The 23,229-nt window shown below is 44.6% G+C and carries 22 protein-coding genes and 2 tRNA genes; 10 read left to right on the top strand and 14 right to left on the bottom strand.

Annotation, left to right across the window (positions count from 1 at the left end; translation table 11 throughout):
* Nucleotides 1-2: 2 nt before the first annotated feature.
* A complete protein-coding gene (locus tag R7P74_RS01355; RefSeq protein ID WP_318122576.1) occupies nt 3-851 on the top strand; it encodes an ABC transporter permease in 849 nt (282 codons plus the stop codon).
* A 120-nt stretch (nt 852-971) separates the two neighbouring features.
* On the opposite strand, the gene R7P74_RS01350 is transcribed toward R7P74_RS01355, so the two are convergent.
* Nucleotides 972-1,406, bottom strand: coding sequence for a hypothetical protein (locus R7P74_RS01350; protein WP_054574079.1), 435 nt, complete (start codon nt 1,404-1,406; stop codon nt 972-974).
* A 302-nt stretch (nt 1,407-1,708) separates the two neighbouring features.
* Between R7P74_RS01350 and R7P74_RS01345 the strand changes: the two genes are divergently transcribed.
* A complete protein-coding gene (locus R7P74_RS01345) occupies nt 1,709-4,153 on the top strand; it encodes a collagenase (RefSeq protein ID WP_225472840.1) in 2,445 nt (814 codons plus the stop codon).
* A 160-nt stretch (nt 4,154-4,313) separates the two neighbouring features.
* Here the strand turns inward: R7P74_RS01345 and R7P74_RS01340 are convergent, their stop codons facing one another.
* The 7 genes from R7P74_RS01340 to R7P74_RS01310 all read right to left on the bottom strand — a co-directional run bounded on the left by R7P74_RS01340 (nt 4,314) and on the right by R7P74_RS01310 (nt 13,094).
* Entirely contained in the window at nt 4,314-6,110 is a 1,797-nt protein-coding gene (locus tag R7P74_RS01340) for an aminopeptidase P family protein (RefSeq protein WP_318122573.1), read from the bottom strand.
* Complete coding sequence (locus R7P74_RS01335) at nt 6,110-7,102, bottom strand: ABC transporter ATP-binding protein (protein ID WP_318122572.1); 993 nt, start codon at nt 7,100-7,102, stop codon at nt 6,110-6,112. Before R7P74_RS01335 ends, R7P74_RS01340 begins: the two co-directional genes overlap by 1 nt.
* A gap of 9 nt (nt 7,103-7,111) precedes the next feature.
* Nucleotides 7,112-8,095: an ABC transporter ATP-binding protein gene (locus R7P74_RS01330; RefSeq protein ID WP_206959174.1), complete on the bottom strand. Its 984-nt coding sequence runs from the start codon at nt 8,093-8,095 to the stop codon at nt 7,112-7,114.
* Between the two features lie 10 nt (nt 8,096-8,105).
* Nucleotides 8,106-9,038 (bottom strand): ABC transporter permease subunit, encoded by a 933-nt coding sequence (locus R7P74_RS01325; protein WP_318122569.1) that lies wholly within the window; start codon nt 9,036-9,038, stop codon nt 8,106-8,108.
* Between the two features lie 9 nt (nt 9,039-9,047).
* Entirely contained in the window at nt 9,048-9,968 is a 921-nt protein-coding gene (gene oppB, locus R7P74_RS01320) for an oligopeptide ABC transporter permease OppB (RefSeq protein WP_005377838.1), read from the bottom strand.
* 144 nt (nt 9,969-10,112) lie between these two features.
* Nucleotides 10,113-11,723 carry a peptide ABC transporter substrate-binding protein gene (locus R7P74_RS01315; protein WP_213876501.1) on the bottom strand — a complete coding sequence of 537 codons (1,611 nt, stop codon included), beginning with the start codon at nt 11,721-11,723 and terminating at the stop codon, nt 10,113-10,115.
* 264 nt (nt 11,724-11,987) lie between these two features.
* Nucleotides 11,988-13,094, bottom strand: coding sequence for a M20/M25/M40 family metallo-hydrolase (locus R7P74_RS01310; RefSeq protein ID WP_225472844.1), 1,107 nt, complete (start codon nt 13,092-13,094; stop codon nt 11,988-11,990).
* Nucleotides 13,095-13,632: 538 nt separating this feature from the next.
* On the opposite strand from R7P74_RS01310, the gene hppD reads away from it, so the two are divergent.
* The 8 genes from hppD to R7P74_RS01270 all read left to right on the top strand — a co-directional run bounded on the left by hppD (nt 13,633) and on the right by R7P74_RS01270 (nt 19,245).
* Nucleotides 13,633-14,706, top strand: coding sequence for a 4-hydroxyphenylpyruvate dioxygenase (gene hppD / locus R7P74_RS01305; protein ID WP_130546050.1), 1,074 nt, complete (start codon nt 13,633-13,635; stop codon nt 14,704-14,706).
* A complete protein-coding gene (locus tag R7P74_RS01300; RefSeq protein WP_005388948.1) occupies nt 14,699-15,829 on the top strand; it encodes a homogentisate 1,2-dioxygenase in 1,131 nt (376 codons plus the stop codon). The genes hppD and R7P74_RS01300 overlap by 8 nt, the downstream gene beginning before the upstream one ends.
* Nucleotides 15,830-15,838: 9 nt before the next feature.
* A complete protein-coding gene (locus R7P74_RS01295; protein ID WP_065646799.1) occupies nt 15,839-16,876 on the top strand; it encodes a fumarylacetoacetate hydrolase family protein in 1,038 nt (345 codons plus the stop codon).
* A 21-nt stretch (nt 16,877-16,897) separates the two neighbouring features.
* Nucleotides 16,898-17,566 carry a maleylacetoacetate isomerase gene (maiA, locus tag R7P74_RS01290; RefSeq protein ID WP_225472845.1) on the top strand — a complete coding sequence of 223 codons (669 nt, stop codon included), beginning with the start codon at nt 16,898-16,900 and terminating at the stop codon, nt 17,564-17,566.
* A gap of 195 nt (nt 17,567-17,761) precedes the next feature.
* Nucleotides 17,762-18,421, top strand: coding sequence for a DUF2726 domain-containing protein (locus R7P74_RS01285; protein WP_047100684.1), 660 nt, complete (start codon nt 17,762-17,764; stop codon nt 18,419-18,421).
* Nucleotides 18,422-18,540: 119 nt separating this feature from the next.
* The gene (locus tag R7P74_RS01280; protein ID WP_005377830.1) at nt 18,541-18,879 is read left to right on the top strand and encodes a hypothetical protein; all 339 of its coding nucleotides are present in this window, start codon (nt 18,541-18,543) and stop codon (nt 18,877-18,879) included.
* Between the two features lie 179 nt (nt 18,880-19,058).
* A tRNA-Val gene (locus tag R7P74_RS01275) sits at nt 19,059-19,135 on the top strand.
* 33 nt (nt 19,136-19,168) lie between these two features.
* Nucleotides 19,169-19,245: transfer RNA gene (locus R7P74_RS01270), tRNA-Val, on the top strand.
* Between the two features lie 258 nt (nt 19,246-19,503).
* Here R7P74_RS01270 and R7P74_RS01265 read toward each other — a convergent pair.
* From R7P74_RS01265 to R7P74_RS01240, 6 genes are all read right to left on the bottom strand, one after another.
* Nucleotides 19,504-19,734, bottom strand: coding sequence for a hypothetical protein (locus R7P74_RS01265; RefSeq protein ID WP_017820907.1), 231 nt, complete (start codon nt 19,732-19,734; stop codon nt 19,504-19,506).
* 129 nt (nt 19,735-19,863) lie between these two features.
* Nucleotides 19,864-20,502 carry a DJ-1/PfpI family protein gene (locus R7P74_RS01260; RefSeq protein ID WP_017820908.1) on the bottom strand — a complete coding sequence of 213 codons (639 nt, stop codon included), beginning with the start codon at nt 20,500-20,502 and terminating at the stop codon, nt 19,864-19,866.
* A gap of 165 nt (nt 20,503-20,667) precedes the next feature.
* Entirely contained in the window at nt 20,668-21,066 is a 399-nt protein-coding gene (locus R7P74_RS01255; protein WP_017820909.1) for a VOC family protein, read from the bottom strand.
* A gap of 205 nt (nt 21,067-21,271) precedes the next feature.
* The gene (locus R7P74_RS01250; RefSeq protein WP_248394029.1) at nt 21,272-21,844 is read right to left on the bottom strand and encodes a hypothetical protein; all 573 of its coding nucleotides are present in this window, start codon (nt 21,842-21,844) and stop codon (nt 21,272-21,274) included.
* Nucleotides 21,845-22,036: 192 nt separating this feature from the next.
* The gene (locus R7P74_RS01245; protein ID WP_225472846.1) at nt 22,037-22,486 is read right to left on the bottom strand and encodes a nuclear transport factor 2 family protein; all 450 of its coding nucleotides are present in this window, start codon (nt 22,484-22,486) and stop codon (nt 22,037-22,039) included.
* Nucleotides 22,487-22,649: 163 nt separating this feature from the next.
* Nucleotides 22,650-23,039, bottom strand: a complete 390-nt coding sequence (locus R7P74_RS01240; RefSeq protein WP_065274430.1) for a lysozyme inhibitor LprI family protein — start codon at nt 23,037-23,039, stop codon at nt 22,650-22,652.
* Nucleotides 23,040-23,229: the final 190 nt, after the last annotated feature.

Below are 23,229 nucleotides of genomic sequence, written 5' to 3'. Positions count from 1 at the left end.
CCATGGCATTACCAAACTATGCATCAAAAGTAGAGCGAGTTGCTTACGCAGGTTACTTAGCTTTTTGTGGGGTGGTGCTGTTCTTTTTAATCGCTCCAATTCTGACCATCATCCCGTTATCGCTTAATGCAACGCCTTACTTTACTTTTACCGAGGGGATGTTAAACCTTGATTCGGAAGCGTATTCTACTCGCTGGTATCAAGAAATGTTTACTAGTGATCAGTGGCTGTTGGCGCTGAAAAACAGCACGTTTATTGCTTTTATGGCGACACTCGTTGCAACAGGGCTAGGAACTCTGGCGGCGTTGGGTTTAGCAAGTAGTAATTTGCCTTTTCGCAATACGATTATGGCGCTGTTGATCTCACCCATGATCGTACCAGTCATTATCTCTGCTGCTGCGATGTACTTTTTCTACACACGCTTTGGCTTATCACAAACTTATTTAGGCGTCATTTTGGCACACGCTGCGTTAGGTACGCCTTTTGTCGTCATTACCGTTACTGCGACGTTAAGCGGCTTTGACCATAGCTTGGTAAAAGCGGCGGCTAGCTTAGGCGCAAGCCCTGTTTATACTTTCAGACACATTACCTTTCCGATGATTCGTCCGGGGATGATATCTGGCGGCTTGTTTGCTTTTGGCACTTCGTTCGACGAGGTTGTGGTGGCGTTATTCCTGACTGGGGCAGAACAAAAAACCGTTCCGAGGCAGATGTGGTCAGGAATTCGAGAGCAAATTAGTCCGACCATATTGGCGGTCGCTACGTTGTTGATTTTTATGTCGGTGTGTTTGCTCGTGACATTAGAAGTTTTACGTAGACGTAATGTACGCATTCGAGGCATTCAAGAATAACCAAACTTTTGCTTTGTTGGTCACTTTGCACTTTTGTTTAGGGGCACCTCAATTTTTGATCAAATGCGCCTCATTGTAGGCGCTTGTCTTTTGTGTTTATCTTCAGCGATGACTGACATATCACTCTTGTAGCTTAATGCCAGCTTGCTCGAAACGTGCCAAAGGCGACTTGTTCGATTGCTGATACCAACTAGCTGGCATGTTTGATTTAAGTTGCGCTTTTTCTTCCTTGCTAATCACAACATAGTGCAAAAACGTATTAAGTGTGGTAACCATCACGTCAAACGTCATTTCCCCATCTTTGCTGATGGTTTTCAATAATCCAACGACGGCTTCCTCAGGGACTAACAGTTCAACCACCGCGTTTTTTCGCTCTTTTATTGAGGTTGAAGCGCGCAGTTTTGCACGTGCCGTCTCCCAGCAAACTTTGTTGGTTTTACTGACAAGGTTGTGCTTGTAGCAGTAGTAACTGAATAAAAAGCGTGGCAGGTTTTGCCAGCGTTCGGCTTGGACTTCTAACCAAAGGTGTTGTAGCTCAATATCAGCGTCGGTCATAGGAGTTGTTTAGCAAAAAGAAAAGAAACCATTTTATAGCTTTTGTGAGGAGCAATAAAAGATATTTGAATGGAAAGATAAACAACTAGTTGATCAATATTACTAAAGCAAATCGATTTCTGGCAAGCTCGTGCAACGGCAACTCGAGTACCAAAAACTGATACCGCCACATCTATTTGTTAACAAAATGTTTCTTCTTGTCTTGCGAGTAGATTATATGGAGATGCTCTTGCAGTAATAAGGGCAGTGGCGATGCAAAAGACGTAATGCATCTAAGGAAAACTCAATATAGAAGAAATTAGATGGAACTGAAGATTTTGAGTGTCGCGATTGCGACAACATTAACCAGCACTGGCGTATTTGCGTTAAGCGAGCCAGTTTCTCAAGTTACAGAGCAACATGCACATTCGGCTCATACACACGGTGTTGAATCCAATCGAGTTGAATACCAACCAACCGCAACTCTCCCTATTCAGCCCTCCAAGGCAACTCGAGTACAGTCACTTGAAAGCCTTGATGAGTCGAGCACTGCTTGTGATTTGGAAGCATTGGTTACCGAAAGCAGTAACCAATTGATCAGCGAAATTTTAAGTCAGGGCGCGACGTGCGTGAACCAGTTATTCTCTGCTGAAAGTCGGGTTCAGGAGTCGGTATTTAGCTCCGATCATATGTACAACATCGCTAAGCACACTACGACCTTGGCGAAGGGTTATATGGGTGGCGGGAGCGATGAACTAGAAACGTTGTTCTTATACTTACGCGCGGGTTATTACGCCGAGTTTTACAATGACAACATCTCATTTATTGAATGGGTCACACCAGCGGTGAAAGAATCCGTGGATGCGTTTGTTAATAACGCAAACTTCTATGAGAACAGCGACCGTCACGGCAAAGTGCTTAGTGAAGTCATCATCACTATGGATAGTGCGGGCTTGCAGCACGCGTACTTACCGCAAGTGACCCAGTGGCTTACACGTTGGAATGATCAATACGCCCAGCACTGGTATATGCGCAATGCGGTTAATGGTGTTTTCACTATTTTGTTTGGTGGGCAGTGGAACGAGCAATTTGTGCAAGTAATTGGTAACCAAACAGACCTTGCCAAAGCTTTAGGCGATTTTGCTCTGAGGGCGTCATCAATCGGTGCTGAAGATGAGTTTATGGCCGCGAATGCGGGGCGAGAGCTCGGGCGTCTGACCAAGTATACGGGTAACGCGAGTTCTGTTGTGAAGAGTCAGCTGAGTCGAATCTTTGAACAGTATGAAATGTATGGTCGGGGTGACTCGGTTTGGCTTGCGGCGGCGGACACCGCTTCATATTACGCAGATTGTAGTGAGTTCGGAATTTGTAATTTCGAAACTGAGCTAAAAGGCTTAGTGCTATCGCAAACTTATACTTGTAGTCCAACAATTCGAATATTGTCCCAGAATATGACACAAGAGCAACACGCGGCCGCATGTTCTAAAATGGGTTACGAAGAGGGTTACTTTCATCAGTCATTAGAAACGGGTGAACAACCAGTAAAAGATGACCACAATACTCAGCTCCAAGTCAATATCTTCGATTCAAGCACCGATTATGGTAAGTACGCAGGGCCAATTTTCGATATTAGTACTGACAATGGCGGTATGTACTTGGAGGGCGATCCTTCCCAGCCGGGGAATATTCCCAACTTTATTGCTTATGAAGCCTCTTATGCGAACGCGGATCACTTTGTCTGGAACTTAGAGCACGAATACGTGCATTACTTAGATGGTCGATTTGATCTCTATGGAGGGTTTAGTCATCCAACTGAAAAAATAGTGTGGTGGAGTGAAGGCATTGCAGAGTATGTCGCTCAAGAAAATGACAACCAAGCAGCACTTGAGACGATTCTAGACGGCTCGACATATACCTTAAGTGAGATTTTCGAGACTACTTATGATGGGTTTGATGTCGATCGAATTTATCGTTGGGGGTACTTAGCTGTACGTTTTATGTTTGAAAATCATAAAGATGACGTAAACCAAATGCTGGTGGAAACACGCCAGGGGAATTGGAGCAATTACAAAGCAACGATCACCCAATGGGCGAATTTATATCAAAGTGAGTTTGAGCAGTGGCAGCAAGCCCTTGTCTCAAATGGTGCACCTAATGCAGTCATAACCGCAAACAGTAAGGGGAAAGTCGGTGAAAGCATTACATTTAGCAGTGAAAACAGTACAGACCCAAACGGGAAGATCGTCAGCGTCTTATGGGACTTCGGTGATGGCTCGACAAGTACACAAACCAAGCCGACGCACCAATATGGGAGTGAAGGGGAGTATTCGGTCAGTCTAAGTGTGACAGACAGTGAAGGCTTGACGGCAACCGCCACTCATAGTGTTGTTATCTCAACGTTGAGCGGTAATGACACATTGCCACAAGACTGTGCGGTGCAAAGTAAAGTAAGCGGTGGACGCCTAACAGCAGGAGAGCCTGTTTGCTTGGCAAATCAACAAACCATTTGGCTGAGTGTGCCAGCGGTGAATGAGAGCTCAAATCTGGCGATAACGACGGGGAACGGTACGGGCAACCTAAAGCTTGAATACAGTAACTCCGGTTGGCCGGATGATACTAATCGTCACGGGTGGTCAGATAATATTGGTAATGGAGAGTGTATTACGTTGTCAAATCAGAGTAACTACTGGGGCTACGTTAAAGTCTCTGGTGACTTTGAGAATGCCGCCATCGTCGTTGATTTTGATGCTCAGAAGTGTCGTCAGTAGGGCATTTTAACTGCATCATTTTAATTTAATTGATCGCCTCGCTAACATTGCGGGGCGTTTTTGTTTTTTACGCCGTTATCTCTATAAAAAAACCAGCCCGAAGGCTGGCAAACAAGGAGTTTGAGATGAAAATGAAAACGTTATAAAACTTGCTGATATCCTATTTCTCAATAAGTTGGGTTGTGCGTTGAAGCCAGTTTTTATCTTGCGCATCAAGAAAAGGGCTAAGCGCTTGATAGACTCGTGAATGGTAATGATTGAGCCAGTCTAGCTCTGCTTGATCTAGCATTGATAAGTCAAGGGCGTTGGTCGCAATTGGAGCAAGAGTGATGGTCTCAAAACCGTAAAACGTGCCGAACTCATTTTGTTCTACCTCTACAACTTTAAGAATGTTCTCTATTCTTACCCCGTACTCACCTTCGCGATAAACGCCTGGCTCATTAGTAATGACCATACCCGGTTTTAGTTCAACCTCGTGGTGGCTTTGCGAGAAATTTTGTGGGCCTTCGTGAACATTCAAGCAAATGCCCACGCCGTGTCCAGTGCCGCACTTGTAATCAATACCATGTTGCCATAAGACGCCACGCGCCATGATATCAAGATTGGCACCCGTAGAGCCTTTCATGAATCGAGTCTGAGTCAGTCGGATGACCGCTTTGAGCACCAAGGTATAATCTTTGCGCTGCTTAATGGTCGGTGACCCGAAGTGGAAAGTACGGGTGATGTCTGTTGTCCCGCCAAGGTATTGGCCACCAGAATCGACGAGAAAGAAGTTGCTTTCATTGACTGCCGCATTGCTTTCTTCATCGGCGGCATAATGCATTTTTGCCCCGTGAGCTGCGAAGCCTGCGATAGTGCGGAAACTGTCACTCACATAATGTCGGGTTTGACGGCGATAGTGATTCAGTTGTGCCTCAGCAGACAATTCTGTAACGAGTCCGCTTGGAACTTGCTCTTCGAGCCAGTTCATAAACCTTACGATTGCCACACCATCATCTGTTAATGCCTGTTCTAGGCTAGTTAGCTCGGTCGCATTTTTTATGGCCTTCATTGCCGTTACAGGGCAAGCCATTGGCTTTAGATTCACATTCCCTTCAATCGAACTCACCAATAAGCTGTCTGTGTGGGTCGGGTTAAAAGCGAGCGATAATCCCTCACATTGCTGATTCAAATACTGACTTACGTAGTTGTAATGGCGAATGTGTACACTCTGCTCGGTCAGCGCTCTTTCAACGTCTTGAGGCAGTTTGGCTTTATCAATAAACAGTGTCGCAAGTGATTGCTCTACGACTAGATAGGCTTCAGAAACTGGGCAGTAATTCGTATCACCACCTCGAATATTCATTGTCCACATGACATCATCTAGCGTTGACACTAATAAGCTATCTACTTGGTTCTCGGTTAACCAAGAACGGATTCTCGCTAACTTATTTTCAGTGTCAACGCCAGCAAAAGCGGTGGGGTGCTCGAATACGGGTGCACTTGGGCGAGGTGGTCTTTCAAGCCAAATCGGTGTGAGTAAATCCAGGTTGACAATGATCTTAATGTTTTTCGTTTCAAAGGCTTGTTTGAGGCCTTGATAAAAAGCGTAACTGATGGCGCGCCCGTCAACCGCGACAATACTGTTTTCTGGGAGCGTGGTAGCCAGCCATTTGGCAATTGTCGGCGTTTCTGGTTGTTTGGCTTTAAACAGTTCAAGTCCTGTGCCGTGTAACTGTTCTTCAGATTGAATATAGTAACGACCATCAGTCCACAGGCCACCACCTTGTTGGGTAATGACGACATCGCCTGCTGAGCCGGTAAAACCTGACATCCAGCTTCGCGCTAACCAATGATCCGCTGAGTGTTCACTGTTATGTGGGTCATTGTTGGTCACGATATATGCAGACACGTTGTAAAAGGACATTGCCTCACGCAATAACGTAAGGCGTTGGTTTACTGAGTTAGTATTGTTCATTAAATGGTTCCTAAAGTCATATTTGAGCAATAGATATGATGCTGCTCCGAGCCTGTTTTTATTGGGTTCTGTTGCCCGCATACTTCTGTTGCTTCTGGGCATCGAGTACGAAAAACGCAACCGCTCGGTGGATTAAGTGGAGAAGGAAGGTCGCCGGGCAATAGTTGTATTTCACGGTCACGTGCTAATTGCGGATTAGCTATCGGGACAGCAGATAACAGTGCTTTGGTGTAGGGGTGTTGTGCATCATCAAATACTTTATCGTAACGTCCTACTTCCATAGGTTTACCAAGATACATCACCATAACGCGGTCGCTGATATGGCGCACCACGCTTAAGTCATGCGCAATCATCACCAGTGTTAACCCCATTTCTTGTTTAAGATCATCTAGAAGATTGATGACCTGAGCTTGTATGGAGACATCTAGTGCACTAACGGGTTCATCACACACGACCAAATCTGGATTGAGAATTAATGCTCTGGCAATGCCCACACGCTGGCATTGACCTCCGGAAAATTCATGTGGATAGCGGTTTCGCTGGCTCGCTAAGAGACCCACTTTATCCATCATAGCGATGACACGCTTTTCTACCTCTGCCCGTTTAAGCTTTGGCTCGTGGGTGAGCAGTGGTTCGGCGATGCATTCTGAGATGGTTAACCTCGGATTCAAACAAGCGGATGGGTCTTGAAACACCATCTGAAATTCTCTGCGTCGAGAGGAAAGCTCTTTTTTACTAAACCCGAACATGTCTTGACCTTTCCAAGTCAACTCGCCATGTGTAGGTTCAATTAAGCGAAGTAAGGCGCGTGCAAGTGTTGATTTTCCGCAGCCTGATTCCCCCACAATGCCAAGTGTCTCACCTCGGTAAACATCTAAGTCGATACCATTGACCGCTTTCACGATTTTACGTCGACTTGGAATAAGATGACGTGAAACAGGAAAGTGGACGTTTAAATCACGAGCAGACATGAGGACTTCTTTTTTATTCATAACGCCTCCTTAAGCTTTTATTTGAATGGGAGTGATAACACTGGGTGCGTTAACGTGACAGGCAATGGACTGGCTCGTGTTTAATGGAGAAAACCGTGGGGTTTCGTATTGGCAACGCGTCTCTCGATGCTCGCACCGCTCTCTAAACGGACACCCTTGATGGTTAATCAACGCACTTGGTGGGTTACCTGGGATGGTTGGTAAACGCGGCATATCTTCAGTGATGGAAGGAATCGCCTTTAGCAGGCCTTGAGTGTAGGGGTGCGCAGGTTGAGCGAACAATGTCTCGGTATCTGATTGCTCCATTTTTTGACCACCATACATGACCAATACGCGATCACACATCTCGGCGACGACGCCCATATCGTGAGTGATCAGTAAAATAGCCGTATTGAACTCTTGTTGTAAGTCTCGTAATAGCGTCAAAATTTGAGCTTGAACGGTTACATCTAATGCGGTGGTTGGTTCGTCTGCAATTAACAACTCGGGCTTACACAACAATGCCATCGCTATCATGATTCGCTGACGCATTCCGCCAGATAATTCGTGAGGGTATTGATTCATCCTAGTTTCGGGAGAGGGAATACGCACCGCATCCAACATGTGAATCGATTCAATTTTTGCTTGTTTTCGGCTCATTCCTTTATGAATCATGAGAACTTCACAAAGCTGCTTGCCAATTTTCATGAATGGATTAAGTGACGTCATCGGATCTTGAAAGATCATTCCGATTTTCTCTGCTCGGATGCGGTTGAGCTGTTTTTTCGACATCGCGAGTAAATCATCACCGTGGAACATTGCGCTTCCAGACACGGCGCCGTTATCCGTGGTTAACCCCATTAATGCGAAAACAGACTGGCTTTTTCCCGAACCTGATTCCCCAACAATCCCAAGAGTTTCGCCCGCTTTAATCGAGTAGGAAAGATTACTGACCGCTTGCACTTGCCCATCTGGCGTATCGAAGCGCACGTTCATGTTTTCAATAGATAGCATGGGTTTGTCCTTATCGGTCTTTCGGGTCAAGAGCATCACGCAAGCCATCGCCGATGAAGTTAAAACAAAAGAGGGTGGCAACTAAAAACAGAGAGGGAAAAAGCAGCATCCACAATGCAACGTCAATCGTTTTTGCGCCTTCGGAGATTAGGATTCCCCAGCTCGTGTCTGGTGGTTGAACACCAAGCCCTAAGAAGCTCAAAAACGATTCGAACATAATGAATCCTGGTACCATTAATGAGGAATAAACCATCACGATCCCAAGCACATTAGGCAGAACATGGCGTCGGACAATTGTCAATTTAGAAACCCCAATAGAGTGTGCGGCTTCGATGAACTCTCTCTTTTTTAGACCGAAGGTGACACCACGTACAACACGGGCAATGCCCAGCCAAGATACCATTCCGATCACGATAAAAATCAGGTAGATGTTGTTGCCAAAAAGGGTAACAAACAGGATAACCATAAACATAAATGGCACCGAATCGAGCACCTCAATAATGCGCATCATTACGCTATCGACAACGCCGCCAAGATAGCCGGAAATACTTCCCCAAATCGTACCAATAACAACGGCGACTAAGGCGCCAACAAAACCTACCAAAATAGAGAGCCTGCCACCTTGCATCGTGCGAGCGAAAACATCTTGCCCGAGATCATCGGTACCAAAGTAATGGCCACTGATCAGTGAAGGTTTCCCTAGCTCGTATGGATCGATGAGCACTTCCCAGTCAATTTCATCATGGCCAAAAGCGGCAAGAGAGGGGCCGAAGGTGATGCATAAGGTAATGAACGCCAAAACATACACTGATGTCATCGCGGCTCTGTTTTTACGAAATCGAGTCCATGCATCCTGCCAAAGACTGCGACCTTCGACGGCTTCAATATTGTCGACGACTTGATCTTGAAGAGCTTGTGTATCCAGTTTTTTGATCGTTAACATGCCGGACTCCTAAACGCGTATACGAGGGTCGATAATCGTATATAGCAAGTCGACCACAAGGTTAAAGAAGATAGTGAGTGAAGCGACAATCAGAGTAATGCCCATTACTAGGCCGTAGTCGCGGTTGAGAGCCCCAGACACAAAGTGTTGTCCCATGCCACCCGTACCAAAGAAAATGTCGATAATTACCGAGCCTGTCACGACAGACACAAACGCAGGGCCGAGCATCGCAACGACGGGAATCAGGGATGGTCGCAAAGCGTGATGGAATAAAATGTAGGTTGTGGACAAACCTTTGGCCTTTGCCGTTCGAATGTATGGTTGGTTGAGTGTTTCAATCATTGCGCCACGCATGACGCGTGCAATACTCGCAATGGAGCCAATCGCCAGGCTGAGCACGGGAAGAACAAGAAAAGCCAGCTTTCCTCCTTCCCAACCACCAGCAGGGAACCAGCCGAGCTGAATAGCGAAGATCATGACTAAAACTGGAGCAAGAACGAAGGCCGGCACCACAACTCCAGTCATCGAAAGTGTCATCAGGCCGTAATCTAGGCGGCTATTTCGGTTCAATGCCGCAATGGTGCCAAGCAACATGCCAAGTGGAACGGAAATACAAAAGGAGAGTACGCCTAATACTGCTGAAACTGGCCATGATTGTGCGACGAGCTGTGTAACACTGAAGTCTTGATAAACGAAGCTCGGACCGAGATCTCCTTGTATGAAATTACCAATGTAAATCCAAAACTGAGTAAGGAAGGGCTGGTCCAAATGGAATTTTGCTTCGATATTCGCACGTACCACCTCTGGCATAGGCCGTTCCATATCAAATGGCCCCCCTGGTGCAATGTGCATCAGCCAAAATGATACGAGTGCGATGAATAGAAGCGTGGGGATAGCGATAGCTAATCGCTTAACAATGTACCAAATCATGATCCATCATCCTTTGGTCATCCGAAATCACTTCGAACGGTTATGAATAAAAAATGGTCTGAGCTCAGGTTGCCTTCTCCACCGAGAAATATGAGGAACGGCAAGTAAACATTGAACTTGCCGACTCAGACCGAAAACATGCTTTTAGTGGGCTTTTACATAGACATTCTTGCGGTAGTACGACGACTCAGGGTTTGTCAGTTCGTAGCCGCCCACGTAAGGCTTGATGAGGTATTGATCGTTACCCGGACGATAAATAGGAATAATGGCCATGTCTTCAATCAGCATGCTTTCTGCTTGTAGATACAGTTCTGATGGGTTGCTCATGGTCTTTGAGCGAGCCATTAACTCGTCGTATTGCGGGTTGTTATAACGAGAATCGTTGTACTCGCCACTAGAAACGAAGATATCCAACCATGTAGAGGCTTCATTGTAGTCAGCCGTCCAGCCGCCGCGAGTAATGTCGGTCGGCTCTTTAAGTGCGTAGAACACTTTCGGTTCTAGCTGTTTTATCGTGACTTGCGCACCCAATCGGCTTTTCCACATGCCTGCCATGGTGGTTGCCATTTTTACGTCCATCGAGAAAGTTGGTACGGTAAACGTCAACTTAAGCGGATTGCTTTTATCGTATCCAGCTTCTGACAGTAATTGCTGCGCTTTTTCGATACGTTTATGACGGTTCCAAGTTGCGAACTCAGGAGTGTGAGATTTAAAACCATCTGTTTGAGGTGGCACAAGGGTATACATTGGAACCCCACCGTTTCTCAAGATAGCACTCGTTAACAGTTGACGGTCAATGGCATATGAGAGGGCTTTACGGACCCGCACGTCTTTTGTTGGTCCTTGTTGAGTGTTGAGGTAATAGAATGTGGAGCCAAGAGACGCACTGGTGCTTGCCACTTCTTGTGGGCGTTGTTGAATTAACTTTTTCTTCTGAGCGGCAGGAATGGAAACCGCTTGGTCTATCTCACCGGCTAGGTAGCGGTTTAGCACTACGTTTGCATCACCAATTGGTAGCCAGGTGACTTTTTCCAGCACTACATTGCTTGCGTCCCAGTAATGTGGGTTTTTAACCATCACCAGTTTTTCGTTAACTTTCCATTCAGAGACAGTAAACGCACCATTTGTAACGATATGCTCAGGCTGGGTCCAACGGTTGCCATGTTTTTCAACGGTCGCTTTGTGAACGGGGGCAAGCACTGGATGACTTAATAGTTTCGTAAAGAAGGGAATAGGCTCTTCGAGTGTTACCTGGAATGTTTTTTCATCCAGCGCCTTCACGCCCAAGGACTCGGGTTCGGCTTCGCCCTTCATAATCGCTTGCGAGTTTTCGATATTTGGAATGGCCGCAAACCAAGCGTAGGGTGAAGCAGTGCTTGGATTCAGTAAGCGTTGCCAGCTGTAGACAAAATCTTGTGCAGTGACCGTTTCGCCATTTGACCATTTTGCATCACGTAAGTGGAAAGTATAAACCGTATTGTTGTCATTGACTGACCAAGACTCAGCAACACCAGGAATGGTTTTACCTTGCTTATCTTGAATGACCAGACCTTCAAACAGGTCTCGACCGAGATTAAAAGCGGGCTCTGCGGCTTGCTTGGCTGGGTCAATAGAAGTAACTTCAGCTCCATTGTTTAGCGTAATTTCTTGTATCTCATCGAGGGTCACACCTGCGGGATACGGTGCGGCATAGCTTGATGTTGCCAGTATTGGACTCATCATCGACGCTAATAAAAGCAACTTAGGTAATTTCATCCTTGTCTCACTCTTTTCATCCTGAAAGATGTCAAAAATGTATATTGTATAAATTGTCTACACAATCGAGTTTTAACATTACTGTAACAGGGTGTCAGGTGTTGAGCTGTCTGGTCTCAAAAAGTGAGCTAGGGGAATTTCTTTGAAGATCTGATATCAAGTTGGCATGACGGGAAGTAATTTTGCTTCGATACAAATTAAAATCCCCTTCAAGCACAGGCTAGAAGGGGAAGATAGTCAGTCTGCTCTTCAAAAGGCATGACGTTAACTGACTAGGAAATGTTTCACGAACTCAGTGATTTTGACCATATCACTTACCGCGATAAACTCTTCTGTCGTGTGTACTTTTGCCATGCCAGTTGAAAGATTGACCGTTGTGAGACCTTTCTTGTTAAAGTTGTTGGCATCGCTACCGCCGCCAGTGCCTTTTGTGAAGGCGTCAATTCCCAACTCTGAAAACGCTGCTTTTATAGCGTTTACGTGCGGGTGGTTTTCTTCAATAACAAAAGCGTCGTAGGCTCGGCTAGATTCAATGTCGACTTCTGCACCGTGTTTTTCACAGACAGACTCTAATGTTGAGATCATATGATTGACCTGAGCATCTAGTTTATCGCCATTCAGGGAGCGTGCTTCTGCCACGATTTTTAATTCAGGCATAACAATGTTTGTGGCCTGACCGCCATTCACTATACCGATGTTGGCTGTCGTTTCTTCGTCGATGCGAAGCAGCTTCATTTGGTTGATGGCATCTGCCGCCACCATGATCGCACTGATGCCTTCTTCTGGCGCAAGCCCTGCATGTGCTGGTCGACCTTTGATTGTTGCCACGATTTTTTGCTGGCCTGGGGCTGCGGTCACAATAGTGCCAATAGGACCACCCGTATCTAACACGACTGCTTCCGTTGAAGTGACGTGTGACATATCGAAGTATTGTGAACCGAATAAACCGCCTTCTTCATACACGGTGAAAGCAAGTTCTAACGTTTTGTGCTCACGGTTTTCCGCTTGAATACAACGAACGGCTTCCATGATAGCAGCAATACCAGATTTATCATCGCCACCAAGAATCGTATTGCCTTTTGAACGGATAACACCGTCTTCGATGATTGGCTCAATGCCAATGCCTGGAGTGACCGTATCCATATGACAGCTCATTAGGATAGAGCCGTCTTTTTTGCCGTCTAAACGGGCGTATAGGTTAAAGCCGTTAGAAATGTGCTTAGGCACTGGAAGCTTGTGCACGGTGAAGCCTAGGTCGCCTAGCTGCTCTGCCAGTGTTTCTGCAATTTGTTTTTCGTTTGTTGATTCGCTATCGATACGTACCAGTTGGCAAAAATGTTCAACTAAGCGTTCTTGATTAATGTGTGTCATTAGATGTCTCTTTTTCTGATCGAGCGTGAAGCCTTGTGGCTCGGCTCGATAGGGAACAGAGCACCACTTATGGCATAGTTACTTTTGAATAAAACTGAGGTGAATCAATAAAGGGGTATCCATGACACGATTCTGACCGATGAGTCCTTCGAACTGTATGAAGCGTCACGAAACATTACTTTCGATGTTTTGTAGGACCAAATGAATGAAGCAGATAGAAATAGGGGGCAATAGGCTTTCTATCCCTCTTTTACTTTTAAGCTACGTTGCCAAGATAAAATGCCAAAGTAACAACTTGTTTACATTTTTCATGTTGGCGTAAAGCCGAAAATATCAATCTAATATATTGAAAATAAGCAATTTGTTTGATGTTTACGAAAGTGGGTTCGATGTGCTCTCTGTGTGTAACATATATTTTACAATTATGCGTAAAAATCGCCAAGATAAAGATTTCTCCCCACGTATTCCAATTTCTCAAGACCTGCGCCAAGTTAGAAAAATAAGTCCAAACAAAAGCTACTGAGACAAGGAGAAAGTCATGGTTGATGCATATAACCCATTAGGAACAGACGGATTTGAGTTTGTTGAATATACCGCTGCTGACAACAAAGGCATTCAACAGCTTAAAGATCTGTTTATATCGTTAGGTTTTGCGGAGATTGCAAAGCATCGCTCAAAAGAAGCGTGGTTATATCGACAAGGTGACATTAGCTTTATTGTGAATGCGCAGCCGCATAGCCAAGCTGAGGGATTCGCCAAAGTTCACGGTCCGTCGGTTTGTGGCATGGCATTTCGTGTGAAAGACGCCACCGTTGCTCTGGCGCATGCGTTAGAGAATGGCGGTAAAGAATATAAAACGGAAATTGGGCCGATGGAGCTAAGCATTCCTGCTATTTATGGCATCGGTGAAAGCTTGCTTTATTTTGTCGATCGTTATGGAAAGCAGAGCATCTATGATGTCGATTTTCGTTTTTATAATGATGCTGATGAGCGTTTATCAAAAGCGAATGTTGGTCTTTACGAAATCGACCACTTAACGCACAACGTTAAGCAAGGCAACATGGATGTCTGGTCTGGTTTCTATGAGCGCATTGGTAATTTCCGCGAAATTCGTTATTTCGATATCGAAGGTAAGCTGACTGGTCTTGTCAGCCGTGCGATGACCGCACCTTGCGGCAAAATCCGAATTCCTATCAATGAGTCGTCAGATGATAAATCACAGATTGAAGAGTTTATCCGTGAATACAATGGCGAAGGTATTCAACACATCGCATTGACCACTGACGACATCTACGAAACGGTCAAAACCTTGCGTGAGCGAGGCATGGACTTTATGCCAACGCCAGATACTTATTACGAGAAAGTCGATCAGCGTGTTGAAGGTCACGGTGAAGATGTAAGCAAGCTTCGTGATTTGCAGATTCTTATTGATGGTGCACCAACGAAAGATGGCATCTTGCTACAAATCTTTACTCAAACCGTTATCGGCCCTGTGTTCTTCGAAATCATCCAACGTAAAGGCAATGAAGGCTTTGGCGAGGGTAACTTCAAAGCGTTGTTTGAATCGATAGAAGAAGACCAAATTCGTCGAGGAGTATTGAGCGATGCATAAATGGATCACATTCCCTCACCGGGAGGGAGTGTGCTCTAAACAAGCGCATGCTGACTTCCCGGAAGAGGCAATTTATGAACGTGAGGCAGGTCGAAGTGGCTTCTTCGGCCCCGCAACACATTTTCATCATCAACATGCCCCAACGGGGTGGTCTGAGTGGGAGGGAGAGCTACGTCCACGAGCGTTCGATTTTAATCTAGTCGAGAAAGCCAGCCATATTACCCCGTGGGCAGTCCCGCATCTATTACACAACGCGAATTGTAAAGTTCGTGTTTGGCGTATGGATGAAAAAATGGACTTCTTGGTGAGAAATGCAGATGGCGACGAACTGCTATTCATCCACCAAGGTACGGCAGATCTCTACTGTGATTATGGTCATTTGAAAGTGAGCGAAGGGGATTATGTCATGATCCCGCGCTCAACGAGCTGGCGTTTAGAACCAAGCGAGCCGATGTTCATTCTGATGATTGAAAACACCGATGCGGCTTATACATTGCCCGAAAAAGGCATGGTTGGAAACCACGCGGTGTTTGATCCAGCGGTTTTAGAAACGCCGTCGATCAACGATCAGTTCCGTGCTCAATATTCTGAGAATCAAACACAGGTTCAGGTGAAACGCCACGATAAAGTCAGTGTTATCACTTACCCATTCAACCCGTTGGATGCGATTGGGTGGCATGGTGATTTGGCGGTAGTAAAAGTGAACTGGCGTGATATTCGTCCACTTATGTCACATCGTTACCATTTACCGCCTTCTGCACATACTACATTTGTAGGAGCAGGATTTGTGGTGTGTACCTTCGTTCCTCGCCCAATTGAAAGTGATCCTGGAGCGCTCAAAGTACCGTTCTACCACAACAATGACGATTATGACGAAGTCTTGTTCTACCATGCAGGTGATTTTTTCAGCCGTGACAACATTGAAGCAGGCATGGTGACATTCCATCCAGCAGGATTTACGCATGGTCCTCACCCGAAAGCATTCAAAGCAGGGCGAGAGCATAAGAAGACTTTCACCGACGAAGTTGCGGTCATGATTGATACGCGTCACGCACTTCAGTTTTCGGATGAGCTGGAAAAAGTAGAAAACAAAGAATACGTCTATAGCTGGCAAGAGAAGTAAGAGGCAAGGATGAAATTAGCAACCAAGAAAAATGGCACTCGTGACGGTTTGTTGATGGTCGTGAGCAAAGACTTAACGCGCTGCGTACCAGCGACAGAAATTTTCCACCCCATGAACTTAGCACCGACGATGCAGGTGGCACTTGATAACTGGGATACGCTAGCACCGCAACTGGAAGAGCTATACGTTGCACTGAACAATGGCACGGTTGCAGGGTATGAAGAGTTTGAAGCGCACTACTGCGAGTCGCCGCTTCCTCGCGCTTATCAGTGGGCTGATGGCAGTGCTTACGTAAACCACGTTGAGTTGGTTCGAAAAGCTCGCGGCGCTGAAATGCCAGAGAGTTTTTGGACGGATCCGTTGATGTACCAAGGAGGCTCTGATGCCTTTATTGGTCCTTGTGACAACATCGAGTTTGCGAGTGATGAATGGGGTATTGATTTCGAAGGTGAAGTGGCTGTGGTAACTGGTGACGTACCAATGGGCGCGAGTGTTGCAGAGGCTCAGGAGTCGATTCGTTTGATCATGCTGGTGAATGATGTCTCACTGCGTGGGCTAATTCCCGCAGAATTAGCTAAAGGGTTTGGTTTTTTCCAATCTAAACCTTCTTCTGCGTTTTCTCCTGTGGCAGTAACACCTGACGAACTAGGCGATGCGTGGTACGAAAACAAAGTGCATTTACCATTGGTCTCGACCTACAACCACAAGCCGTTTGGTCGCCCGAATGCAGGTATCGATATGACGTTTGATTTCGCAGACTTAATTGTTCACGCGACTAAAACGCGCCCGCTATCTGCTGGGGCGATTATAGGCTCAGGTACGGTATCCAACAAGCAGGGAACGGAACATGGCACTTCTATTGAAGAAGGTGGCGTTGGCTATTCATGTATCGCGGAAGTTCGCATGATTGAAACCATTCGTGATGGTAAACCGTCGACTAACTTCATGTCGTTTGGCGACTCAATCAAACTGGAAATGTTCGATGCGGATGGCAACAACATCTTTGGCTCGATTGACCAACAAGTTAGCCAATATCTCAAGCATTAAGAGCGCCAGTTGGGAGACGATATGAGCGATAGCATGGTTTTGTACGGATATTGGCGGTCTTCAGCGGCGTATCGTGTGCGTATTTGTTTGAATCTTAAAGAGCTATTGTATGATTCAAAATCGGTACACTTGGTGCGCAATGGTGGCGAACAACACAGTGACGAGTACCATGATTTAAACGCTTCTGAACTGGTTCCTTTGCTGGTGGATGGGGAGGTTCAGTTAACCCAGTCACTGGCGATCATTCAATACTTAGAAGAACACTACCCGAATGTCACTGTGATCCCCGAGCAAACGCCGCTTCGATACCAAGCGCTAGCTTTGGCTCAGGATATTGCAATGGAGATTCATCCCCTGAATAACTTAAGAGTTCTACAGTATTTAGAGGGGGAGTTAGCTTGCGAGCCAGAGCGCAAAGTAGCTTGGATTCATCACTGGATCCACAAAGGTTTTACAGCATTAGAAGAGAAACTTCAGATGCATCGTAAACTAAATGGTGATTGCAAGTTTAGCCTGACAAGCTCGCCATCTATTGTCGATATTTGTCTGGTACCACAATTTTATAACGCACAACGCTTTGGTGTAGATACCTCTCTTTATCCAACCATTAACGCTGTTGTGCAGTCATGCAATCAACTGCCAGCTTTTATTGATGCGATGCCAGAGAATCAGCCAGACGCTAATAGTTGATTCTTAGCATACATAATGTATTAACAAAATTTAAACGAGCCAATCCAAGTGTGTGATTGGCTCGTTTTTATTGGTGAGCAAAATTTTCTGTTTCTCGCTATCGTCGTGGCGCCTCAAAATTGCGAGGTTTTGTTGCTCTGCATAACATTTCCATTTACGCTTTGAGCAACAAGTTGTTTTGGATGCACTTTATTTATGACCAACATTTTTATCATTGTTGTTCTTCTGGTTTTATTCTTCTTTGTTATTCAAAAGTACGTGATTAAGCACGATGACACGCGTGATTATCCTTATCGCTCGAAAGGCCCTCTGCTCAGAGGTCAAGAGGGTGCGTTCTATAATGCGTTAAGAGCGGCGGTAGGGGAGCATGCCGTAGTATTCGCGAAAGTAAACATGTCCAGTTTGGTTACGCCAAAAGAAATCAAAAATAAGAAGCAGTTTTTTGTCGCGAACAATCGTATATCTCGAAGCTATTTTGATTACGTTATTTGTGACCCAAGGACACTAGAGCCGCGCGTTATCGTTGAATTGGATAATGGGCAGGAGCTAAACAAGGGTAAGATAGAAAGACAAAAGTTATTGATTCATGTTTGTAAGACGGCCAACCTGCCTTTAATTGGCGCCTCGGTAAAGCACAGTTATCAAGTTGGGCGATTACGTCGTTTGCTTGCGGCACACATTGATTTGATTGAGCCCGATAAAGAAGTGCGTTTTTGTAAAAAATGCGGCAGTCCGATGATCATTAAAACCGCAAGCCAAGGTGAGTTCAAAGGGAGACGTTTCTTTACTTGTAGCCGTCAGCCGAATTGTACATACACCGAAAATTATAACGTTGTGTTTGAGGCGGACGATTAAACACGACAATTAACCAGCAGAAACAAGGGGCTTTGATTAGAGATGATCAAAGCCTTTTTTGTATCTGTCCTCAAGGCAAGACCTATACTTTGAAAAAGAGTGCAGAATAGGGCAGCCATATGCGATACGGATGGATTTTGTCAGCATTGTTCATCGCATCTAATGTTAGTGCGATACCTAATTTGAAACCACTGGAGTGTGAATTGACAGAGACACCCCAAGATCATTTCTTGTTTTACCGAGAGCAAATGGTTTACCACAGTGAGCAGTTTGTCATATTTCAAAACTTCAAAGGCAGGGTGAGCACTCAAGTGGACGTCAAAACAGGAGAGTTGATTCGTACAACCTATATCGGCGAACCATTTAAACCTAAATATCAGATTTTGTTCGGCACTTGCCCTAAGGTATCGCAAACCTTACAGATTTGGATGCTCAGTGAAGTGCCTTACGACAATTAAGTGAGATAATAAAAGTTATATAGATCACACTTTTAAACCCTGCAGGCTCAGTCCTTGTCGATAAAATCATCTGAAAACGCGTGTTGAGTTTACATTTTCGCCAAACGGTTCAAAGTTGGTAAATTTGTGCTTGCACCGTCGTTCGCTTATAGCTAATATCCTCGTCGTTCCAGAGAAATGCGTCCGTAGCTCAGCTGGTTAGAGTATCGCCTTGACATGGCGGGGGTCGGTGGTTCGAGTCCACTCGGACGCACCATTCTGAATTGAATGGTTAGGAACATAAAAATTTGGGTCCGTAGCTCAGTTGGTTAGAGTACTACCTTGACATGGTAGGGGTCGGCGATTCGAGTTCGCCCGGACCCACCAAATTTTAAAAAAGCCCACCTTTTGGTGGGCTTTTTTGTGTCTGTAATTCATTGATACTCAAATAAAACTACTTCTTTTCTTGTCCCTTGTTTTTGCTCTGCGTTAGCCCCTTGTTAAAGATAAAAGCGCACTACCTGATCCGCAACACAACCTCAAAACCCTAAATGCAATGCATAAGGTGTATACGCTTCAAACCCACTAGAGCCGTCTATAAATCATGTTGCGTGCCACTAGCCGTGGCATTAGAGACAATGACTATTAATCTAAATTATCTGGCGTGTGAAGATTGGTGCCGCATATTGTACATTTGTAGTCACCAGTCGCTTCGCCTTCCATTAATGAGCTAATTATTGCTGCAAATAGACCTGAGAAGAAACCTTTAGCTTTTTTCTCGGTCTTTTCCTGCGCTTTAGAGAAGCTTTCGTACCGATGCAGCGTTACTTCTTTACAATTACAGCAAAACGCTCTTGTCTCTTCAGAACCGTACATTTTTACCAATTGATTTACTCCCTGTAAGTTAATTTCCCCAAGTGGCGTTATGTTCAAGGGTAAGTCACACAAGACTGATGTGTGACTTACCCTAAACACTAAAACTAACGTAATGTAAAACACCACATGTTATGAATGATTATTTAACGCCTTGTTATCCGAGCTTGCTAACTCTGCTGATTGAATAGTTGTGGCAATAAGTTCTTCAAACAGCTCTAATTGCCCAGCAGGTATCAATTGATTTTGTATAGCTTTTCGTTTGTTTGAGTCAAATAGCCGCTCTGTTAACCAACCAATTAGATACATCAGTGAAAGACAGCCACCGGCCGTCGCTACATTACCGTCTATCACGAGAGGCAGATCCTGAACATCTCCTCCCATACTTTGTAGAACAGCCTTTGCATCTGGGTTTGTTGTTAATCGCTTGCCTTTTAGTAAACCGAGTTCATGGAGGATGAATGATCCCGCACAAATCGAACCTATTAGCTGCCTATTTGGATCAAGATTCAACGCTGACATAAATTCAGCATCTTTTAAAGCGGCTGGAATACCCTGTTTGCCGCTTGTAATAAGAACGACATCTTGATTCGTCACCTCAGAAAGGTGTCCGTCTGTTTTAACTTTCATACCGAGGTGGGAATGATGTTCAGATTTAGTTCCAAGTATACTTACTGTCCAACTGTCGGTTGTGCGCCCCAGCAAGTCATACATAAGAAAGAAATCGACATCCGTGAAATCATCAAATAAAACAACGCCGATTTTATACATAACATTTATCCTTTTGGACTTACTCGTAAGTCGCAAAATGTGTAGTAGGAGGGGAGGGGCATTCAATACGCAAGCTTCTACTGAGCACCTTAAACACCAAAGGCGGTGCAAACTAACAATGCCATGTGTGCCAAATCCCTATTATAAAACTTTGTTATGTTTGTTTTATGAGCCCGCCCAGAAAAACTCAACCCTAATACCACTTGGGTCGTAACACATTAAATGTTTTGCGGGTCCTGTTTTAACAAGCTCGGGACCAAACTCAATTTCGATTCCCGACGCCATAAATTGATCACGCAACTCATCGAGTTGCTTCTCAGTCTCTACCAGTAAAGCTAAGTGATGCAAACCAATATTCGTTTTTCTGTCAAATGGAGTGGCGGCATCAGCCTTAGCCGCCCATAGTGTAAGCATGATATGCCCATCACTCACAAATATTGCCGGGTAGTCTGGATTTCTTTTTACTTCACTCCAACCTAATTGTTCAGTGAAAAACTTCGCGCTTGCTTCTAGGTTAGATACGGTTAAACCTACGTGGTGTATGCCTTTTGTTAACACAGTCACTTTGTTTCCTTACTCGTTTTAATGGCTATCAAACAAAGATAACTCGATAAAAAGTAAGCATCAATACACATATATTGATTAACTTCGTCAATCTATTCGAATACGGTAATCCAACTGGAAACATAACATTGTAAACAAGAAACCCAATCTTGAACTAAAAATTAAACTTAGAGTTCATTCTTAAGTGCTGTATTAATCAAATACATTAATAGCCATAATATTTAAGCCAGCCTATAGGGCATATCATTCCATTAAAGGTTTGAATGTTCTTATTCAAGCTAACGTCTTCCAATTTGTAACAGTGAACAACATTACTAGTCGAAGTAGATGCTGGTGTTGAATACGTCACAGGTTTAGAAGCGTTTGCTTTATGTATTTCATGTGCTCGCTGCTGGTTTATCGCCACTTGATTCTTGTGATTGTTAACTTCTCGCAACCCAGATTCTAAGGGTAGGTGCCAATCCTTACATGTTGTTCCTAAACCATCATTCTGAGACTGATATTCTGATAACGCTACACGAGCTTCATTTACAGACTGATCGATATCGGACTGATCGACTAGCCAAGTAGAAAAAGAATAGTTAATGGCCTCTCGATAGTTTACGGATTGCTCTAAGCTATAAGCATCGGAGTGAAAACAGGCCTCTACCACTGCCCATTGAGTCGATAGGTTTGATAATACGTTTTCAGGTATAGGCTGAAGCTGGCTTTGCGTAGACTGGCAACCGGTTAGAAGAAAAGGGACAGGGAGTAGTTTTAGAAAAAATTTTTGGTTCATTTTAATTTTAAAATTAGTGCAATCTTTTTCATTATCATAATACAGGACGATTGAAGAAAGTAGCATTTCTATCAGTAAGGGAATATAGCTAACGCACTGATAAGGTGTGAGTAAAGCGATATCAAAGCCCTTAACACACCTTAACTACGAATACTACCGCATAACAAAGATGCTATGCGGTAGCGGTAGTATTCAGGCTTGAACAGTTTGTCGCACGTTGCTCTCGCCTGACAGCACGGAAATTCTCTCAAAATCTCGACTCGGGAAGTCAGGGTCTACGTACACAAACATACGACTTATCATTTTTCCTTCAAACTCAAATACACTACAAAAACGCCCTGTGGAAACTTTGTTGTCCGGCCAAGAGGTACCATCACTCATTACGCCGCCTTCCTGTCCTTCAACAATGACCTTGTTTCCAGCAGTCGTTATTTGAAAGCCGTCTATGTCGTGCCAGATACTAATCAACGAGCCACCAATCCTATTGCCAAACTCCACTAAGGCACTCTTTCCTTTCGCTTGCCCAAATTTAGGAAAGAAAAAATCAACATCCTCTGAGAATAGATCCAGATAGCTAGGATCACCGGCATCTATTTTCTCGAAATACTTAACTACTAGCCCAACTAAATCGTCTTTTTCCATAATTATTTCACACCCATATTAGCTTTACGCACAACGCAGGGTTAAGTAGTAAGCGGAGCGACCACTCAACCTGAACGTTTGCATCTTAAACACCGAGTACATTTAAACTGAAATTGCCAAGAGTTGCGAATCTTATTGAAGTGCTTTGTTAGATGTAATCCGTTTAGCCTACGTATACTCCATTGAAGTACTCGACGCGTTCTAACGTCATTCTTAACTTACACTCTTCAATCTGGACACCTTGCCAGGGTGAGGGTGTGGAAGACAGGCCCGTAAATTCACATTCGGCGTCTCTGTATTTTAGCCAAGCTCTTTGGGCCTTTCGAAATGGCTCTACCAGTTCGGTCTGAGACCATGTTTTCCTTAGTGCTTTTTCTTCCTCACCTATTCTAGCGATTGCTTCCTTGTAACTTTCGTTAAGCTCTTTATCTGCAGATTCCATCTTCTTTTCTACACACTGATAACCAGCCATAACGCCCCCGCCTTTTACTTTGCAGGGATCTTCAACATCATCAGAAGCCAAGCAAGGTAAAGAAACCAACGCAAACATCATAAGTAATTTGTTCAAAATTGCCTCCAAGCTCCGAGTGCTTGTTAAACCGTTATCCGCTATTTTTCCTTTTTAATCATGCAGCTTTTTATCTGTGCCTTCAAAGATAAAATAGAAGGTTAGTGATTCTAGTGCCTAAACAGAAGGTAAAAGAGATTGATACACGGATTAAATGACGCCTTAATCTGAGTTA

This window comes from Vibrio sp. 2033 (assembly GCF_033339735.1).
The sequence above is the reverse complement of the archived record's forward strand: the minus strand, read 5'-3'. Positions and strand labels throughout refer to the sequence as shown.

What these genes read in the sequence shown, in the direction of transcription:
- R7P74_RS01300 (WP_005388948.1), top strand. Translation starts at nt 14,699, where the DNA reads ATGCATAAATGGATCACATTCCCTCACCGGGAGGGAGTGTGCTCTAAA.
- R7P74_RS01245 (WP_225472846.1), bottom strand. Translation starts at nt 22,486, where the DNA reads ATGGAAAAAGACGATTTAGTTGGGCTAGTAGTTAAGTATTTCGAGAAA.
- hppD (WP_130546050.1), top strand. Translation starts at nt 13,633, where the DNA reads ATGGTTGATGCATATAACCCATTAGGAACAGACGGATTTGAGTTTGTT.
- R7P74_RS01330 (WP_206959174.1), bottom strand. Translation starts at nt 8,095, where the DNA reads ATGCTATCTATTGAAAACATGAACGTGCGCTTCGATACGCCAGATGGG.
- R7P74_RS01285 (WP_047100684.1), top strand. Translation starts at nt 17,762, where the DNA reads ATGACCAACATTTTTATCATTGTTGTTCTTCTGGTTTTATTCTTCTTT.
- R7P74_RS01335 (WP_318122572.1), bottom strand. Translation starts at nt 7,102, where the DNA reads ATGAATAAAAAAGAAGTCCTCATGTCTGCTCGTGATTTAAACGTCCAC.
- R7P74_RS01250 (WP_248394029.1), bottom strand. Translation starts at nt 21,844, where the DNA reads ATGAACCAAAAATTTTTTCTAAAACTACTCCCTGTCCCTTTTCTTCTA.
- R7P74_RS01265 (WP_017820907.1), bottom strand. Translation starts at nt 19,734, where the DNA reads ATGTACGGTTCTGAAGAGACAAGAGCGTTTTGCTGTAATTGTAAAGAA.
- R7P74_RS01325 (WP_318122569.1), bottom strand. Translation starts at nt 9,038, where the DNA reads ATGTTAACGATCAAAAAACTGGATACACAAGCTCTTCAAGATCAAGTC.
- R7P74_RS01260 (WP_017820908.1), bottom strand. Translation starts at nt 20,502, where the DNA reads ATGTATAAAATCGGCGTTGTTTTATTTGATGATTTCACGGATGTCGAT.
- R7P74_RS01350 (WP_054574079.1), bottom strand. Translation starts at nt 1,406, where the DNA reads ATGACCGACGCTGATATTGAGCTACAACACCTTTGGTTAGAAGTCCAA.
- R7P74_RS01345 (WP_225472840.1), top strand. Translation starts at nt 1,709, where the DNA reads ATGGAACTGAAGATTTTGAGTGTCGCGATTGCGACAACATTAACCAGC.
- R7P74_RS01340 (WP_318122573.1), bottom strand. Translation starts at nt 6,110, where the DNA reads ATGAACAATACTAACTCAGTAAACCAACGCCTTACGTTATTGCGTGAG.
- R7P74_RS01295 (WP_065646799.1), top strand. Translation starts at nt 15,839, where the DNA reads ATGAAATTAGCAACCAAGAAAAATGGCACTCGTGACGGTTTGTTGATG.
- R7P74_RS01280 (WP_005377830.1), top strand. Translation starts at nt 18,541, where the DNA reads ATGCGATACGGATGGATTTTGTCAGCATTGTTCATCGCATCTAATGTT.
- R7P74_RS01240 (WP_065274430.1), bottom strand. Translation starts at nt 23,039, where the DNA reads ATGATGTTTGCGTTGGTTTCTTTACCTTGCTTGGCTTCTGATGATGTT.
- R7P74_RS01355 (WP_318122576.1), top strand. Translation starts at nt 3, where the DNA reads ATGGCATTACCAAACTATGCATCAAAAGTAGAGCGAGTTGCTTACGCA.
- oppB (WP_005377838.1), bottom strand. Translation starts at nt 9,968, where the DNA reads ATGATTTGGTACATTGTTAAGCGATTAGCTATCGCTATCCCCACGCTT.
- R7P74_RS01315 (WP_213876501.1), bottom strand. Translation starts at nt 11,723, where the DNA reads ATGAAATTACCTAAGTTGCTTTTATTAGCGTCGATGATGAGTCCAATA.
- maiA (WP_225472845.1), top strand. Translation starts at nt 16,898, where the DNA reads ATGAGCGATAGCATGGTTTTGTACGGATATTGGCGGTCTTCAGCGGCG.
- R7P74_RS01310 (WP_225472844.1), bottom strand. Translation starts at nt 13,094, where the DNA reads ATGACACACATTAATCAAGAACGCTTAGTTGAACATTTTTGCCAACTG.